Genomic DNA, 16,973 nt, shown 5'->3' with positions numbered 1-16,973 from the left:
ATGACCAGTGCGGAATTGCTCGACTATTGCATGGGAAAACCCGGAGCAGAACAAAGTACCCAAAATCAGCTCGGTGCAAATCAGATAAAAGTGGGCGGCGTCATGTTCGCCATGTTTTGCGATTGTCAGGGACATGAAGCGGTTTCGCTGAAAACCAGCACCGGCATGGCCGGCAAGTTACGTGCTGAACACACCTGCATTCTTCCGGGTAAGAATCTCAACAAAGCGCACTGGAATACCGTGGTTCTCGATGGCACTTTGCCGGATTCTCAATTTTATTCCCTGATCGACAGTTCTTACCAGATGGTCGTCGCCGGCTTAGAAGAGCATCTTCGTCAGGAAATTGGCAGCTGATCGCCTGACCAGTTGCCGGTTTTCAGCGTCGCGGGTGAGAAATCCGCTGATGCCGCACGCCAGGGTAATGCGGCGCGAAAGCGCCACGCGCGGGTGATGTCCAGACTCCAGTAGCGTTCCGCGCCTTCCGGGCCCGGAAACTCTTCCGGCTGCCAGTGGATCTGCGTATGTCCCTGAAGATGCAAAATATCGCCGTTGTCGAAATCGATAAACAGCAACGCTGCGCGCGGTTCTGCCAGCAAATTACCCAGCGTATTCATGTACCTGTTACCGCGAAAATCCGGCACCCACAAACGGTTCCCGACCAGATGTGCGAATCCCGGCCGACCGCCGCGATGTGACACATCCGCGCCGCCGTGCGCGTGACTGGCGATGAAAAAGGTGTCAGAGCGGGCAATCAGCGCACGTGCGTCGGCATCCGGCTCCGTCATATCCTCCCGTGCGGGTAGGGGGAAACTGACCGGTACATCGGTCAATTCGCGGATCTGAATATACTGCGGACAATTGCCAAAACTCTGATCGACGACGATCTCGATCCGATTCTTATCGATACGCCCGATCCTGCCGTTCACGCGATTACGCCGCCGGTTGGAAAAGTCGATCCCCAGTCCGCCGATCTGTTTCCCTGGCTCTAAGGCGGCCAGCGCAGGATCGTCTGCCCGCCTTGGCGCATTAATGCGTAAATGCGACTCGTCAGGCGTGCGGATAAATCCGGCTGGCCCGGTCAGCAGGGTCGCTACCGGCCAGCCGTTTTCGTCCAGCGTTGAGATAAACAGATAGGGCAGCGCGGCGAAAAACAGCCGGTGCTGTTCCGGCATGGCTTCACGGATGCCGTGTGCTTCGACGTCAAACCCTGCCATGTCCTGAGCCAGGATTTCGTCTGCATGGAAAGGGTTCTTCATCGTGTTTTACCCCACAATTTCAGGCAGCGGCAACGCCGGAAGTGGCGTAAACCCCGGCAGACTTTCAATCCGTGCCAGCCAGCGCTGAATAGCCGGATAACCCGTCAGTGAAACGCCGCCTTCCGGTGCGGTCGCCACATAGCTGTAACAGGCCAGATCGGCAATGGTGGCGCGTTCGGTGGCCAGAAACTCACGGCTTTCCAGATGCTTTTCCAGCTGCGGCAGGAATTTCGCCGAAATCTGCAATGCGCTTTCGTAAATTTCCGGTGCAGAAAATTGTTTCACCATGCGGGCAGACGCCGGACCGAAACGCACTTCACCGGCGGCGCGGGACAGCCATTTCTGCACCTCAGCGGCCTGCAACGGATCTTCCGGCAACCAATGGCTGTCCGGCGCATAGCGTTTTACCAGATACACCAGGATCGCATTGCTGTCGGTGAGCACGTGCCCGCCGTCGATCAGAACGGGGATCTGGCGCAGCGGATTCAGCCGGGCAAATTCTTCTGTCTTGCGCACATCGGCTCCGGCTTCAGTGGCCTCAAATGGCAGACTGAGCATGTTCAGCAACAGGGTCACGCGGTGGCAGTGGCCGGAAAGCGGCGTGCTGTAAAGTGTAATAGCGGGCATGGGCGGTCTCCTTTGTGGGTCTGAAATAAAGATTACTCTTGCGCCAGATGATTGTGATCCACGAAGATTGAAATTGAGTGTTTCACTTTGTGGAAGAATCTATGGATCGTTTAGACGAAATGGCGATTTTTGTCGCCGTACTTCAGTATGGCAGCCTGGCGGAAGCCGCCCGTAAACTTCACCGGTCGCCGCCCGCGATTACCCGCGCCATTGCCTCGCTGGAACACCGTTTCGGCGCAAGACTGGTCGAGCGCACCACGCGCAGCCTGGCATCGACTGAGGCGGGCGCACGGCTGGCGGAAAAGGCACGGGTCCTGCTCAGCCAGTATCAGGACGCGGTGGAAGACACTGCCGAAACTCAGCTCAGCGGCCTGTTGCGTATCACCGCGCCGGTGCAGTTCGGGCGTAAACATGTCGCGCCGCTGGTGATGGAATTTCTGGCGCAACATCCTGATATGCAAATCGAAATGATGCTTAATGACCGCAATCTGGATCTGATCGACGAAGGGTTGGATTTGGCAGTGCGTATCGGACATCAGGAAGATTCAGGCAAAGTGGCGCGTAAGGTCGCGGAAGTCACCCGCGTTCTGGTCGCCAGTCCCGCATATCTGGCGCAGCATGGCGAACCGCAGCATCCGTCAGAACTGGCCGCGCATCAGACGGTGATGGGTACGCTGCGTACGCAAATCCGCGAATGGCGTTTCGGGCCACATGAGGATGATCTGCGCGTCCGGCTTTCGCCGCGCTTGCTCACCAATGACGTCGAATCACAGCTGCTGGCGGTGCGCAGCGGGCAGGGGATTGCCCGATTACTGTCTTATCAGGTGAGCGACGATGTGCAGGCGGGCCGCATGATCCGGCTGCTGCCAGATTTTGAACCGCTGCCGTTGCCGGTTCAGCTGGTCGCGCAACAGGTGCAGCAAATGCCGCGCAAGGTACGGACATTCTGGGATTATGCTTATCAGCGGCTGAGTGCGCTTCCCCAATTGCATGCGTTAAACGCATCCTCAGAACAGTGACGCTGATCACGCTTATATGCGGTAAAAATAACCTACTCTGAGAGTTGTGCAAAAACAGTGAGTTACTTCAGGACAGGTTGTCCGTTTGCTCACGCCAACCCAGAAGGAAAGGATGATGACCCGTAACCGGCTGAATCTTGCCACGCTTTTAATCCTGGCGCTCAGTGCGCCGGTCTCCCTGACTGTCTCCGCGCAAAGCCTGCCGCAAGATCCTGATGCATCGGTGGCCGCGAAAAACTACATCACCGTAGTAAATCCCGATTCAACCATCACTTACCGGCTGTATGCGCCGACCGCCGAACACGTTGACGTGGTGACCGGCGCGACGCCGGTGACGTACATTCCGCATCAGATGACCAAAGATGATAAAGGCGTCTGGAGCTGGACGTCGGATGCGCAGAAACCAAATCTCTATGAATATTTCTTCAACGTTGATGGCTTGCGTATTGCCGATCCGGGCAGTGCGATGCCCAAACCACAGCGTCAGGTAAACACCAGCCTGATCCTGGTGCCGGGCAGCATTCTGGATGTGAAAAACGTGTCGCACGGTGAAGTCCGCACGCTGACCTATCATTCCGCTGCGCTCAATTCCGAGCGTCAGGTCGCGGTGTGGACGCCGCCGGGTTACAGCGATGCATCACAGCCATTGCCGGTGCTGTATTTCTACCATGGTTTTGGTGACACCGGTCGCTCGGCGCTGGATCAGGGACGCATTCCGCAAATCATGGATAACCTGCTGGCGGAGAAAAAAATCGCGCCGATGCTGGTCGTCATTCCTGATACCGAAACCGACGCCAAAGGTGTGGTGCCGGAAGATTACGTCACCAAAGATCGCCGCAAGGAATTCTACCCCCGTAATGCGGCGGCGGCCGATAAAGAGCTGACCGGCGACATTATCCCGCTGATTTCCAAAACCTTCCGTGTGCGCGATGACGCCGCCGGACGCGCACTGGCCGGGCTTTCACAGGGTGGTTATCAGGCGCTGGTCAGCGGCATGACCCACCCCGACCAGTTCGGCTGGCTGGCGACCTTTAGCGGTGTCAGCACCACCACCGTACCCAATGCGGATGTGGCGAAACGCTTCTCTGAACCGGAAAAAATCAACGCGCAGCTGAAAAACTTCACCGTCGTGGTGGGGGAAAAAGATGTGGTGACGGGCAAAGACATTGCCGGACTGAAATCTGAGCTGGAAGAGAAAAAGATTAAATTTGATTACCACGAATACCCGAATCTGGGTCACGAAATGGACGTCTGGCGTCCGGCCTATGCGGAGTTTGTGCAGAAGATATTTAAGTAAGGTTTCAGGAGTCGCTCCTTCCCCTGCGAAGAGGGAAGGAGCTGATTGGCGCTATCACCTCTGCGCCGGGGAGGCGCTAAACCGTTAAGCGCTTTTCTTCGCCTGCTGGCTGTGACGTTCCAGTAACGGTTTCAGGAAACGTGCAGTATGCGATTCTTTGCATTCTGCGACGGTTTCCGGCGTACCGGCGACCAGAATTTGACCGCCACCTGCACCGCCTTCCGGGCCGAGATCGACAATCCAGTCCGCGGTTTTAATCACGTCCAGATTGTGTTCAATCACCACGATGGTGTTGCCCTGATCGCGCAGCTGATGCAGCACTTCCAGCAGTTGCTGAATATCGGCAAAGTGCAGGCCGGTGGTCGGTTCGTCGAGAATATACAACGTCTGACCGGTGCCGCGTTTGGACAGCTCACGCGCCAGTTTCACGCGCTGTGCTTCACCGCCGGACAGCGTGGTTGCTGACTGGCCGAGGCTGATGTACGTCAGACCGACGTCGATCAGCGTCTGCAATTTACGCGCAAGCGCAGGGACGGCATCGAAGAACTCACGCGCTTCTTCAATCGTCATCTCCAGCACTTCGTGGATGCTCTTGCCTTTGTATTTAATTTCCAGCGTTTCACGGTTATAGCGTTTGCCTTTGCACTGATCGCACGGCACATAAATGTCCGGCAGGAAGTGCATTTCGACTTTGATCACGCCGTCACCCTGACAGGCTTCGCAGCGTCCGCCTTTGACGTTAAAACTGAAACGCCCCGGCGTATAACCGCGTGAACGGGATTCCGGCACACCGGCAAACAGTTCGCGAACCGGCGTGAAAATACCGGTGTATGTCGCCGGGTTAGAACGTGGTGTACGACCAATCGGGCTCTGATCGATGTCGATGACTTTATCGAAATGTCCCAGACCTTCAATTTCACGATACGGCGCCGCTTCGGCAATCGTCGCACCGTTCAGCTCGCGCTGAGCCAGCGGGAACAATGTGTCGTTAATCAGCGTCGATTTACCCGAGCCGGACACGCCGGTGATACAGGTAAACAGGCCTACCGGCAGCGTCAGCGTCACATCTTTCAGGTTGTTACCCTTAGCGCCAGACAGCTTCAGCACTTTGGTAGCATCCGCAGGTACGCGCTGTGCCGGTACAGAGATTTCACGTTTGCCGCTCAGGAACTGGCCGGTCAGTGAATTTTCCGTCGCCATAATGTCTTCAGCGGTGCCTTCTGCCACCACTTCGCCACCGTGAACGCCGGCACCCGGACCGATATCAATAATATGATCGGCAGCGCGGATCGCATCTTCGTCGTGCTCGACCACAATCACCGTGTTACCGAGGTCGCGCAGGTGGATCAGGGTTTCCAGCAGCCGTTCGTTGTCGCGCTGATGCAGACCGATAGACGGCTCATCCAGCACGTACATTACGCCCACCAGACCGGCACCAATCTGGCTTGCCAGACGGATACGCTGGGCTTCGCCGCCGGACAGCGTTTCCGCAGAACGGGACAGCGAGAGGTAATTCAGGCCGACGTTCACCAGGAATTTCAGGCGATCGCCAATCTCTTTCAGCACTTTCTCAGCAATTTTGGCGCGCTGACCGCTGAGTTTCATATTGCGGAAGAAATCCATCGCATGGCCGATGCTGAAATCAGAGATTTCCGGCAGCGTAGTTTCCTCGACAAACACGTTACGCGCTTCTTCACGCAGGCGTGTGCCGCGGCAGGACGTACACGGACGGTTGCTGATGTATTTCGACAGTTCTTCACGTACCGCGCTGGATTCCGTTTCTTTATAACGGCGTTCCATATTGTGCAGCACGCCTTCAAACGGATGGCGACGGATAGACGTATCACCACGATCGTTAATGTATTTGAATTCAATAGTGGTTTTGCCGGAACCGTGCAGGATCGCGTGTTTTACGTCGCTACTCAGTTCGTTAAATGGCGCTTCCACGTCGAAATCATAATGCTCGCCAAGAGAGCGCAGCATCTGGAAATAATAGAAGTTACGGCGATCCCAGCCGCGGATTGCGCCACCGGCCAGTGACAGTTCCGGGTTTTGCACCACGCGTTCAGGGTCGAAGAACTGCTGCACGCCCAGCCCGTCGCAGGTCGGACAGGCACCGGCCGGGTTGTTGAACGAGAACATGCGTGGTTCAAGCTCGCGCATACTGTAGCCGCAGACCGGACAGGCAAAGTTAGCGGAGAACAGCATTTCATCGGCTTTCGGGTCATCCATATCGGCGACCACGGCGGTACCGCCGGAAAGCTCGAGCGCGGTTTCAAACGATTCCGCCAGACGCTGTGCCAGATCATCACGCACTTTAAAACGGTCAACGACCACTTCAATGGTGTGCTTTTTCTGCAATTCTAATTTCGGCGGATCGGACAGGTCACACACTTCACCGTCGATACGCGCACGGATATAGCCCTGCGATGCCAGGTTTTCCAGGGTCTTGGTGTGCTCGCCTTTGCGGTCTTTAACAATGGTCGCCAGCAGCATCAGGCGCTGGCCTTCCGGCTGCGCGAGCACGTTATCCACCATCTGACTGACGGTCTGGGCTGACAGCGGAATATTATGATCCGGACAGCGCGGCTCGCCCACACGGGCAAACAGCAGACGCAGGTAGTCGTGGATTTCGGTGATCGTCCCGACGGTCGAACGCGGGTTGTGCGACGTTGATTTTTGCTCAATCGAAATCGCCGGAGACAGACCTTCAATATGGTCGACGTCCGGTTTTTCCATTAAGGATAAAAATTGGCGTGCATAGGCAGACAGCGACTCGACGTAGCGGCGCTGGCCTTCGGCGTACAGCGTATCGAACGCCAGAGAGGACTTGCCTGAACCGGATAAGCCGGTGACAACAATCAGTTTGTCGCGCGGGATAATCAGGTTGATATTCTTGAGATTATGGGTGCGTGCGCCCCGAACTTCGATCTTATCCATTCATCATTCCCGGATTAACTTGATAGCTCACCGTGCCGGTGACCGCCGTGAAAACCTGTTTCGCGCCAGCCATCGAATCGGGCACAGAGAAGAACGTAACGCGCAATTATGACACAAATCACAGCCTGTGCCACCCCAAAACCTGAATGTATATCCAGTACTGGATGTAACGATGGAATGTTTGCTGAACAATCTGGAAAGAAAATCGCATCCTCAGACATCCATGGTACGAAGGTATCGTTTTATGGTTATAATGCTGCAAAGTGTGACCTTCCACACCTCGGATTGTGGTTTCAGCCACGACATACATCATCAGGAGAATCCACATGGCCAGCAGAGGCGTAAACAAAGTTATTCTCGTCGGTAATCTGGGACAAGACCCGGAAGTCCGCTACATGCCTAACGGCGGCGCGGTTGCCAACATCACTCTGGCAACGTCTGAAAGCTGGCGTGATAAAGCCACCGGCGAGCAGAAAGAAAAAACTGAATGGCACCGTGTGGTGTTGTTCGGCAAATTAGCGGAAGTCGCAGGCGAATACCTGAAGAAAGGTTCTCAGGTTTATATCGAAGGTGCACTGCAAACCCGTAAATGGACCGATCAGGCTGGCGTTGAAAAATACACCACCGAAGTCGTCGTTAACGTGGGCGGCACCATGCAGATGCTCGGCGGTCGTGCCAGCGGCGGCGCACCAGCAGGTGGCGGTCAGCCATCCGCAGGCGGCCAGCAGGGCGGTTGGGGTCAACCTCAGCAGCCACAAGGCGGCAACCAGTTCAGCGGCGGCCAGCAGGCTCGTCCGGCTGCGCAAAACAACGCGCCAGCACAGAACAATGAACCACCAATGGATTTCGACGACGATATCCCGTTCTGATTGGTTGCCTTCGGGCATCAATGTCGGACATCGTGTCAGAAAAGCAAAAAGCCCCGAAAGGGGCTTTTTGTTGTCCGGCGTTTACTGCTGTCTACTCCTTCACACTTTCCCCACCGCACCGAACACTAATCTGCCCTGATGGAACGTCGCCTTAACCTCTGACACCCGCGCGACCGCTTCGGCGGAGCAGCTGGCGTCGACCAGGATCATTTCGGCGTTGTCGTTCACCGCAGGCCACTGGCGTTTGCCACTGTCGTCGAGCGGCAGGACGTTGCCGGTGGCGATGGCGAGAGAGCGGGTCAGGCCGAATTCGTCGGAGTTGCCGTAGAGCTGAGCGTAGAGGCTGGCTTTTTCCAGCATGCTGCCGGTGCCGAACGGTGACCAGTGGTCGATCACGCTGTCGGTGCCGGTCATGACGAATACGCCGTTCTGGCTGAGCTGCAGCAAAGGCATGTTCAGTTTGCCGAGTGGAATAGTCGAGGCGACAGTGAACTGCTGTTCGGCAAGTCCGGCGATCACGTCGTCGAGTTCCGCGCCCTGCATCATCGCCAGCGCGAAACCGTGGCTGAGCGTCACCTTGCCTTTCAGTTGCGGGTTTTTCTCCACGGTCTGAATCATGTATTTCACCGCCGCAATCCCCGCTGGCGTGGTTTCATGCAGATGAATATCCACGCCTTTGTTGGTATCCAGCGCAATCTGGAACATCGCGTCGAGGGATTTTTCCATCGCGCCGTCCACGTTGGTCGGATCCAGCCCGCCGACGTACTGCACGCCCATTTGCATCGCTTCGCGCATCAGGCCATCGACTTTCGAATGCAGTAAACCGTGCTGCGGGAACGCCACGATTTCACAGCTGAAATCCTGCTGATGTTTTTCCAGCGCAATCTTCAGATGCTCAAGACTTTTCAGGCCGCTGACCGGGTCGATATTGCAATGGCTGCGCGCCACAGTGGTGCCTTTGGAATGCAGCAGACCGATGATTGCTTCCGCGTGTTCCACCGATGTTGGTAACAGTTGGGGGATCAGCACCTGTTCGCGGGCAATCATGTCCATGATGGTTTTGCCTTTACGCGGGCGCGGCGCTTCCCATTTGCCGCCGTAGAAGGTCTTGTCGAGGTGAATATGCATATCGCGCGTGGCGGGCAGCAGAAGTAATCCTCTGGCATCAAAAGCAGTCAAGGTGCTGGCAGGTGCATCTTTGGCTGGCTGGATCGCCAGGATTTTTCCGTTGTTGATTTCCAGATTGTACAAACCGGTTTTGGTGGCAACAACGATATCGCCTTCGCGCTCAAAACCCTCTTCCAGCCGCACATTGCGCAGCTGGTAATGCCGTGCAGAGATCGCGTTGATCTGGCTGGCATCATCACACTTTTCGTCCATGGCGCCTGTTTTAAACGGCGCGGCCGATGCGATGCCGGAGGCCATCCCTGCGGTGAGCAATGCGCCGGTGGCGGTGATTTTGGCGCTATGAGAGAGAAAGTTTCTGCGGCTTTGTTGCTGAGGATTTTGCACGTCGAATTCCTTAATCATGATGCGGGAGGATGCTGTTTCCCTTTCACCCTAAAAGATATCGCCGGTTCCGGCTGCGATTTTTCCCACTGTCTGTCAGTGGGAAACCTAATGGCTAACAAAGCTTGCAAAAATCCTTTAATTTTCCGGCCAGTGCGATTTGTGCCGGCGTCGCGTCGGGGCGATAAAACAACGCCAGTTCGACGTTATCCACCGGCGGCAAGCCGCTTTCGGCACCTAAAATCCGGTGCTCCGGCAGGCGGCAGCTGGCCGGCAATAAGGTGACGCCCAGTCCGGCGCCACTGGCGGCGACCAGCGCCGCGAGGCTGGCGCTGCTGTAACTGATGCGCCAGCTGCGTCCGAGGGCATCCAGCGCCTGACACAGTTCTTCGCGATATAACCCGTTGAGTGGAAATAGCACCAGCGGGATCGGATCTCTTTCAAACGCCGGAAATGCGGCGCTGTCGAGCCAAAGCATCGGCTCGGGGCGCGAGGCATTGGCTTTCTCGCCGGTCAGTTGTTTCACCAGAATGATATCCAGCATCTCCTGTTGCCAGGCGCGGCGCAGTTCGTGGCTCAGGCCGCTGGTGACATCGAGGCGGATATGCGGATGGGCGCGGCTGAACTGGGCCAGCAACGATGTGGTTGCGGCGGCAAAATCTTCCGGCACGCCAAGACGCACCACGCCGTCCGGCCACTGGTCACTCAGCGCGTCGTGCGCTTCACCGTTGAGGGCAATAATCCGTCGCGCATAACCGAGCAGCCGTTCGCCTTCTTCGGTCAGTTGCACCTGATGTGAGGTACGTTCCAGCAGCGGTTTTCCCAGCGATTCTTCCAGGCGGCGGATTTGCTGGCTGACGGTGGATTGCGACAGATACACACGGTCGGCGGCTCGCGTAAAACTGCCGGTCTCACAGACGGCGACAAAACTGAGTAACTGCTGCGGGCTGAACATCGGATAGCGATTCATTTAATAAATACTTATGGTTTACGTATTCAAAATATCAATATTTATCAGAGTACCAATCTTCGGCTTTGTACACCAGACAGACTATGAGGCTAAGAAGGTATATCAGAAGAGAGTTATTAATTATAAAGATTAAAACTAATTTCCCTGAGACCTGCTGATGGAAATTGATATTAGAATGGAAAGTGAAATTAACCTCTGGTAGCTATTAATATAGTAAGTCAACTTAATTGTATTGTTAGTAGAAAGAATAACTTTAGATTATTACATTGCGGTACAATCTCTTACTCATTGAAATGTTTTTTTCTAAAAAGTGAACAATATGTTTATATCTGGGAATAAAAATAAATATAATAAGTTAGCAGCTGTTATTGCAGTATGCTTGCCTCTTTATGCAGCAGCGGGTACGGACATTTCCCCTGGCAGTGCCGCCGGAGCGTATGTAACAAGCGGCTCTATATCGCCTAATCCCGCGCCGCGTCCTGATAAAAACGCTGATCCCCATCGGGATAAGTTGCCAATACCTGATGACACGAACGACTATGGCCGGATGAGAATTTCTACCGACATATCCCGTTATAGTTCCTCGGGCACACTTAAAAATGTGGATAATCTGCAATCAGGCGGCGTATCCGGTAGTAATGATAAATATATCCTGGATACCAAGACAACGGACCATAGTGATAATAATATCACCCCTATTATTGCAAAAGGGGAGATGAATTACATCGATAAAACGGGTAAAGAACATATCCGTCCTTACGAAGTCTCGACAGACAGTGTTGCAGAAACATTTGAAGCACTGAGTAATATGAAAGAAAAACTGAGGCAAGATGTTTTCGATGAGGCGCTGGAAACAGCCTCGACTTACGGTTCAATTGCTGCCCCTAAATCCTGGGGAGCTGACACTACCGTGGGTGAAATACATGCCCGTGATGTCAATGGTAAAAAAGAATTCTTTGAAGCGAAATTTAATGGTAATGCAAAATCGAAAAGCTGGTATTACCCTGAAAATAAAAAAGATAATGCCTGGTGGCGGGTTATTCATCCTGTTGAATATTATGCTATTACCTCTGACTGGCATTTTGGAGCGACAGAAGCCACCCCTCCTTATGATATGGTGCCAAGCAAAGCTAACTTCAAAAAAATAGATGCTATTAATAAACTGAAAGGTAAATATGGCGATGCTTTTCGCGGTACAATTATTAACGGCGATATCACCCACTGGGGACATGGTGGTGAATGGTCGGATGCTAAAGATGCCTTTGGTAAACTTAACGCACCTTACTGGTACGGTCTGGGAAATCATGATTACGACGGAAATATAAATGATTGTGGATTATGGGAAAACCGCTGTGCAATTCGCAGCATCCGTAATTTAGTGGATCATATTAACAGCAGAAAAGATGTCGTTTCTGTCGATTATGACGTCATGAATGGTTATAAATTCCCGACTCTGAGTACAAACTATATTGGTAGTTTTAGCTACAGCTTTGATATTGCAGGTATCCGTTTCATACAACTTAACAATGCGCTGGGTTATACCAAAGATATTTCCGGATTTAACTCTGACACTGCCCGTTATTATGATATCAAAGTCAGGAGTGGCGAGGGGTGGTTCCGCGATCAACTACGCGATGCCAGACTAAAAGGTAAAGCGGCAATAGTTCTTGAGCATGGCGGGGACAGTTATAATAATGACGCACCGTCAGCATGGGAACTGGAAGAAGAATATGATGCCACTATGGATTTTGATGGTCATTCACATATGCTCACATCAACCAACAGTGGCGCAGCTTTTTTTGGCGACATGTTAATTCTTGAACTTGATTATAATAATCAAACCGCAAAAACGTATCTGGTGCGTAATGATAAAATTGATGAAATGTCATTAGGTGATCAGGTGCCTTTGAAATTCAACGTCAGGGAGATCCAGCCTGTCGCTAAAAGCTTTGTTTTAAGTTTGCGGAATAAAGGCGGTTATACGGGGTATTATCGTGTTACTTATACCAACAGCAGTACGAAAAGCAATTTCAATCAAGAATATAAATTATATCTTGGGAATACCAAACAGATCATTATCCCTGCTGAAGCAACCAATGTGAAAGTCAAAGGCGTGACCGGAACCGGCAGAGCCTTATATACCCAGTCTCTCACTAAACAGGAAAATACCTGTATAGAAACATGGGGAACCTTGCCTCGTAATCTGCACTGGGGCTGGTGTAATTAATTTACTTTCGATTTTGTGAGTTCATATAACCACTCCCTCTGTCGGGGGAGTGGTTCGAGTATGTTTGTCTTCTACTACCCGCGCTTCAACATCTGGCCGCTTCTTGTGCCTTTTAACTTCATGCACCAGACTGGCCCGACTTCATACACTTGCTCCAAAACGGCGCCTCGTTTTAGCGCATTTCGCTTTCGCTTCGCCAGTTCCTGATTTCACTTAATATTGTATACAAGGCTTTGGCGGCAAATCGTCTTTCTGGTACAGAAATTGCTTTTCCCTAAGGAGACTCAGGGGAGAAAAATATGAAAGCGATCGTGATTGGTGGCGGTATTGGCGGTGCGTGTGCGGCGATTGCGCTGAAGCGTTTTGGCATCGAAACGGCGGTATACGAGGCGGTGAAAGAGATTAAACCTGTCGGCGCGGCGATCTCCATCTGGCCTAACGGCGTGAAGTGCCTTAATTATCTCGGCATGAAAGACGCGCTGCGTGAACTCGGCGGCAACATGCGTTTTATGGCCTACAAAGAATACCAGCAGGGTCAGACCATGACGCGTTTCAGTATGGATCCGCTGATCAAAAGTGTCGGCGAACAGCCATATCCGGTAGCACGCGCGGAACTTCAGTCGATGCTGCTTGATACTTATGGCCGTGATCAGGTGCAGTTTGGCAAACGCGTCACGCACGTTGAGGAATCTGCCGGCAGCGTCACCGCCTGGTTTGACGACGGCACATCCGCGACCGGCGATTTACTGATTGCCGCTGACGGCACCCATTCCGTTATCCGCCAGCATGTTCTGGGCTATGCGACAGAGCGCCGCTACGCCGGTTACGTCAACTGGAACGGTCTGGTGGAAATTGACGAAAGCATCGCGCCTGCCGATCAGTGGACGACGTTTGTCGGCGAAGGCAAACGCGTTTCGCTGATGCCGGTGAGCGGCAACCGTTTCTACTTCTTCTTTGATGTGCCGCTGCCGAAAGGTTTACTGCAGGATCGCACTACCGTGCGCGAGGATTTGCAGGGTTACTTTGCGGGCTGGGCGGAACCCGTGCAAAAGCTGATCAGCCAGATCAATCCTGAAACCACTAACCGCGTTGAAATCCACGACATCGACCCTTTCATGCAGCTGGTCAAGGGCCGTATTGCGCTGCTCGGCGATTCCGGCCACAGCACCACGCCGGATATCGGACAGGGCGGCTGTGCGGCGATGGAAGACGCGGTGGTGCTGGCAAATATGCTACAAACCAATTCGTTAGGCATTGAAGATGCACTGTTGCGTTATCAGGAAAAACGCGCGTATCGCGTCAAAGATCTGGTACTGAAAGCGCGTAAACGCTGTGATGTTACCCACGGTAAAGAGATGGCTGTGACCGAACAATGGTATGAGGATCTGAAAACCGAAACCGGTGAACGCATTCTTTCCGGAATGTGCGAAACCATTCTGGGCGGCCCGCTGGAATAGCGCAGTGACAAGCAGGAAATAACTTTTTACACCTCCTTAAAGTTTCCTGTGTTTTTGCCGAAAATAGCATCAGAAGGATCAAGGTATCCACTGGCGCTATGACGCAAAAACATAGGGACTCATCAGGATGACAGTTATCTCTGCGACAGGTAATCAGACGCTTAATACGCTGGTTACGTCAACAAAATCACTGACGGCCGTCAGTACTGCAGCCAGTCAGCAGCAGGCTTCGACGGCGCAATCCAGCGCAGTGATGATCGGCCAGACGGACACCACGTCGCCTGTCTACAACATCACTAAACCAGTACTGGTCTGGGAACGATCTTCCAGTGACCTGATGTCTTCAAAGCTCGCATCCAACTTCAGTAACGCCGGCAATGCGGCGCGATTTACCGGACTCGGTGCGGCTTTGCTTGAACGTTTTACTACCGACAGCAGCAGTTATTCCCAGTCAGTGATGAAGCAGACTTCCGCTCAGTCAGCCAGTTCGGCGGCTAACGTCGCCGCCCAAACTCAACTTCATACCAAAGCTGATAATCAGATAAGCCTGAGCATTAAAACCGCCAGCGGCGCGCTGGTGGATATCACTCTGGGCAGCGATGATGACGGTCTCGGCGTGCAAGTGAATGTCAGCAAAGGCACGCTCAGCGATGCCGATCGCAAAGCGCTGGCCGGTCTGGCAGAAGGTTTTCAGAAAGCGATTGATGGCCTGACGGCGCAGCCGCCGAAGCTGGATCTGAGCGGCCTGACAAAATTTGATACCTCGGTGCTGTCATCGGTGGATCTACACGCCACGCTGGGCACTACCCACACCCAGACGCTGGATTTCCATGCTGATGCCACTACCCGCTCAGTGAAATCTGCCGGTAACGCCGGAACGGTGGATATCAGCGTAGACATGAGTAAGCGCGCACTGCTGGGCACCGACAGCCAGCAGAAGCAGGCGCTCAACAGTTATCTGAAGCAAATCAACAGCGCAGGCAATCGCGGCAATGCCGATGAATCGCTGATGGCCATGTTCAAAGATGCCTTTACCGCCCTGAACAGCAATTACGGCGATACGGCGACGACGTACAAAAGCCGGGGTTCTGAGCCGGTCTATTTCTCGCTGACCAAAACCGATAAAAACATGATGACCGGGCTGGCGGATTTCACGGCGTCCATCTCGCAGACGCCGGTCGATACCACTAATCCGATGCGCCCGGACGAAACCGATACGTTCTCGTATCAGGTTTCACAGGCCAGCACGATCACCGGTACGGGTACGCAGGATCGCAACATCACCCAGAAGCAACAGTCACATCTGGTCGCCCGTTACCATCAGTCGCTGACGCCGGGTTTACAGCTGAATCTGACCAGCGACCGCAACTCGCAGAATTACCTTTACTATCAGATTGATGATAAGTCAGAAAGCACGACGTCTGTGCAATATCACAAGGGAGCGCTGGTGAGCGCGTCGGTCGATCAGTCGGCCAGCCACTTAACGCATATTCAGAAATATGTGAAAGGCGCGCTGGAGTCCGATATCACCACGCCGGAGTCCACCTCGAAAACCACTGACCTGCTCGGCAAGCTGCAATCCGCCTGGGAAAATAATGCCCCGCGCATGTCGTTCCGGGATTATCTGAATCATCAGGCCCTGCCTGATCTCAGCAGTCTGGTATTGATGGAGTCTGATCCTGCGGCATTAAAAAATAAGTAATATCTTGCAGTGACGTTATTAGATAATCGGAAAATATAAGCCTCTCTGAATATTTAAGTGAGGCTTTTTATTTCTGGAAGTGTGATATTTGTTCAGTTAAAAATCTTTTTTCCCAATATCCTATAAATGAAGTTATCTGATGGATCATGTGAATGTATTTATTATGAATGATATATTTCAATAATAGCTGAGGTCTAAAATGATAGAATGTGGTGGAGGTTCCGTAACTTTCGGCCAGCAGAGTATCAATACCATTGAAGAAATACGTCGAAAGAGAAAATTGGGAACATTACTTCAGGCACTGAATGCAACTAGTGTTTTTTATTCTATTTTCGTTAAAAATAATTCATTAACCAGTAGTTTTTACGTTACACAACAAGATTTCTTTATGTTTTCTAAGGCAGCGAAAGGAACCGGTGACCTTGTCAGGAACTTGATATATAGAGATATCGAAATGCTAATATTAACAACTGGATTGCAAGGTGAGGAACGTGCTTTTTGGATGTGTATGAAGGACAGTCTTCGTTAAACATTTAAGGAATGAATGTGAAGCTCTCACCATTAACCGCACTCTTACTCTTTTTTCCTCTGAGCGTATTTGCCACTCAGGGACTCTCGCCGGAACAATTAAGACTAAAGCAGGCAATGCTATCTGCGATGGACAGCCTGGGCAGACAAACCACGCTGTGTGACAAAAAAGAGCAACAAAAGCCGAAAATCACCGCAGAAGATTTGAAGCCTTTTGAACGGGAAACAATATCTACTGCGCTTATTTACTTTAAAAATGAATCATTGAAATCCTGTATTCAACAACAGGAATATGAATATATGCTGAGTATGATTGCCTATGCGGGCAGTTTTACTGAAAGCGCACATAGCGGGCAAGATTTTCAAACAGTGATCGAATCTTTGATTGTCCTTTCGCCGGGCGCAAATCCCTCAGTGGTAAAAACAGAAAGTCGGTTTTTAGCTTTACCGGCATCTTTACAGGAAAAACTTAAACAGACGTTCCAGTCGAAAACTTTCGATCTTGAATTTGTTCTCAATTATTACGACACCCACGGGCAGGGAAAAAGTAAATCCTGAACCAGTGCTGACGT

At 52.6% G+C, this 16,973-nt stretch carries 14 protein-coding genes; 9 read left to right on the top strand and 5 right to left on the bottom strand.

What is annotated here, in order from left to right; translation table 11 throughout:
• Complete coding sequence (locus J1778_RS21560) at positions 1-354, top strand: MmcQ/YjbR family DNA-binding protein (RefSeq protein ID WP_217174894.1); 354 nt, start codon at positions 1-3, stop codon at positions 352-354.
• On the opposite strand, the gene J1778_RS21555 is transcribed toward J1778_RS21560, so the two are convergent.
• Both J1778_RS21555 and J1778_RS21550 read right to left on the bottom strand, forming a co-directional pair.
• Positions 336-1,256 carry a pyridoxamine 5'-phosphate oxidase family protein gene (locus J1778_RS21555; RefSeq protein WP_217174893.1) on the bottom strand — a complete coding sequence of 307 codons (921 nt, stop codon included), beginning with the start codon at positions 1,254-1,256 and terminating at the stop codon, positions 336-338. The genes J1778_RS21560 and J1778_RS21555 overlap by 19 nt on opposite strands.
• A 6-nt stretch (positions 1,257-1,262) precedes the next feature.
• A complete protein-coding gene (locus tag J1778_RS21550) occupies positions 1,263-1,883 on the bottom strand; it encodes a glutathione S-transferase family protein (RefSeq protein WP_217174892.1) in 621 nt (206 codons plus the stop codon).
• 101 nt (positions 1,884-1,984) lie between these two features.
• On the opposite strand from J1778_RS21550, the gene J1778_RS21545 reads away from it, so the two are divergent.
• Both J1778_RS21545 and J1778_RS21540 read left to right on the top strand, forming a co-directional pair.
• A complete protein-coding gene (locus J1778_RS21545) occupies positions 1,985-2,902 on the top strand; it encodes a LysR family transcriptional regulator (protein ID WP_217174891.1) in 918 nt (305 codons plus the stop codon).
• Positions 2,903-3,017: 115 nt separating this feature from the next.
• Positions 3,018-4,199, top strand: a complete 1,182-nt coding sequence (locus tag J1778_RS21540) for an alpha/beta hydrolase-fold protein (protein WP_217174935.1) — start codon at positions 3,018-3,020, stop codon at positions 4,197-4,199.
• Between the two features lie 84 nt (positions 4,200-4,283).
• Here the strand turns inward: J1778_RS21540 and uvrA are convergent, their stop codons facing one another.
• Positions 4,284-7,139 (bottom strand): excinuclease ABC subunit UvrA, encoded by a 2,856-nt coding sequence (uvrA, locus tag J1778_RS21535; RefSeq protein ID WP_217174890.1) that lies wholly within the window; start codon positions 7,137-7,139, stop codon positions 4,284-4,286.
• A gap of 326 nt (positions 7,140-7,465) precedes the next feature.
• Between uvrA and J1778_RS21530 the strand changes: the two genes are divergently transcribed.
• A complete protein-coding gene (locus J1778_RS21530) occupies positions 7,466-8,008 on the top strand; it encodes a single-stranded DNA-binding protein (RefSeq protein WP_015698972.1) in 543 nt (180 codons plus the stop codon).
• 99 nt (positions 8,009-8,107) lie between these two features.
• Here J1778_RS21530 and J1778_RS21525 read toward each other — a convergent pair whose 3' ends face one another.
• Positions 8,108-9,520 (bottom strand): amidohydrolase family protein, encoded by a 1,413-nt coding sequence (locus J1778_RS21525; protein WP_338019653.1) that lies wholly within the window; start codon positions 9,518-9,520, stop codon positions 8,108-8,110.
• Positions 9,521-9,632: 112 nt separating this feature from the next.
• Entirely contained in the window at positions 9,633-10,487 is an 855-nt protein-coding gene (locus J1778_RS21520; protein WP_217174888.1) for a LysR family transcriptional regulator, read from the bottom strand.
• A 319-nt stretch (positions 10,488-10,806) separates the two neighbouring features.
• Here J1778_RS21520 and J1778_RS21515 point away from each other — a divergent pair, with 319 nt between their 5' ends.
• The 5 genes from J1778_RS21515 (at position 10,807) to J1778_RS21495 (ending at position 16,959) form a co-directional block, all read left to right on the top strand.
• The gene (locus J1778_RS21515) at positions 10,807-12,714 is read left to right on the top strand and encodes a metallophosphoesterase family protein (RefSeq protein WP_217174887.1); all 1,908 of its coding nucleotides are present in this window, start codon (positions 10,807-10,809) and stop codon (positions 12,712-12,714) included.
• Positions 12,715-13,013: 299 nt separating this feature from the next.
• Complete coding sequence (hpxO, locus tag J1778_RS21510; protein ID WP_217174886.1) at positions 13,014-14,171, top strand: FAD-dependent urate hydroxylase HpxO; 1,158 nt, start codon at positions 13,014-13,016, stop codon at positions 14,169-14,171.
• A 127-nt stretch (positions 14,172-14,298) separates the two neighbouring features.
• Positions 14,299-15,873 carry a hypothetical protein gene (locus J1778_RS21505; RefSeq protein ID WP_217174885.1) on the top strand — a complete coding sequence of 525 codons (1,575 nt, stop codon included), beginning with the start codon at positions 14,299-14,301 and terminating at the stop codon, positions 15,871-15,873.
• 199 nt (positions 15,874-16,072) lie between these two features.
• Entirely contained in the window at positions 16,073-16,402 is a 330-nt protein-coding gene (locus tag J1778_RS21500; RefSeq protein ID WP_217174884.1) for a hypothetical protein, read from the top strand.
• A 17-nt stretch (positions 16,403-16,419) separates the two neighbouring features.
• Positions 16,420-16,959, top strand: a complete 540-nt coding sequence (locus J1778_RS21495; protein ID WP_217174883.1) for a hypothetical protein — start codon at positions 16,420-16,422, stop codon at positions 16,957-16,959.
• Positions 16,960-16,973: the final 14 nt, after the last annotated feature.

Origin of the sequence: Rahnella bonaserana (genome assembly GCF_019049675.1) — a bacterium.
In the GTDB taxonomy this organism is placed as follows: domain Bacteria; phylum Pseudomonadota; class Gammaproteobacteria; order Enterobacterales; family Enterobacteriaceae; genus Rahnella; species Rahnella bonaserana.
Note: the sequence above shows the minus strand (reverse complement) of the source record. Positions and strands in the feature narration are given on the sequence as shown.

Coding starts and splice junctions, on each gene's coding strand:
- J1778_RS21560 (WP_217174894.1), top strand. CDS start 1: ATGACCAGTGCGGAATTGCTCGACTATTGCATGGGAAAACCCGGAGCA.
- J1778_RS21555 (WP_217174893.1), bottom strand. CDS start 1,256: ATGAAGAACCCTTTCCATGCAGACGAAATCCTGGCTCAGGACATGGCA.
- J1778_RS21550 (WP_217174892.1), bottom strand. CDS start 1,883: ATGCCCGCTATTACACTTTACAGCACGCCGCTTTCCGGCCACTGCCAC.
- J1778_RS21545 (WP_217174891.1), top strand. CDS start 1,985: ATGGATCGTTTAGACGAAATGGCGATTTTTGTCGCCGTACTTCAGTAT.
- J1778_RS21540 (WP_217174935.1), top strand. CDS start 3,018: ATGACCCGTAACCGGCTGAATCTTGCCACGCTTTTAATCCTGGCGCTC.
- uvrA (WP_217174890.1), bottom strand. CDS start 7,139: ATGGATAAGATCGAAGTTCGGGGCGCACGCACCCATAATCTCAAGAAT.
- J1778_RS21530 (WP_015698972.1), top strand. CDS start 7,466: ATGGCCAGCAGAGGCGTAAACAAAGTTATTCTCGTCGGTAATCTGGGA.
- J1778_RS21520 (WP_217174888.1), bottom strand. CDS start 10,487: ATGAATCGCTATCCGATGTTCAGCCCGCAGCAGTTACTCAGTTTTGTC.
- J1778_RS21515 (WP_217174887.1), top strand. CDS start 10,807: ATGTTTATATCTGGGAATAAAAATAAATATAATAAGTTAGCAGCTGTT.
- hpxO (WP_217174886.1), top strand. CDS start 13,014: ATGAAAGCGATCGTGATTGGTGGCGGTATTGGCGGTGCGTGTGCGGCG.
- J1778_RS21505 (WP_217174885.1), top strand. CDS start 14,299: ATGACAGTTATCTCTGCGACAGGTAATCAGACGCTTAATACGCTGGTT.
- J1778_RS21500 (WP_217174884.1), top strand. CDS start 16,073: ATGATAGAATGTGGTGGAGGTTCCGTAACTTTCGGCCAGCAGAGTATC.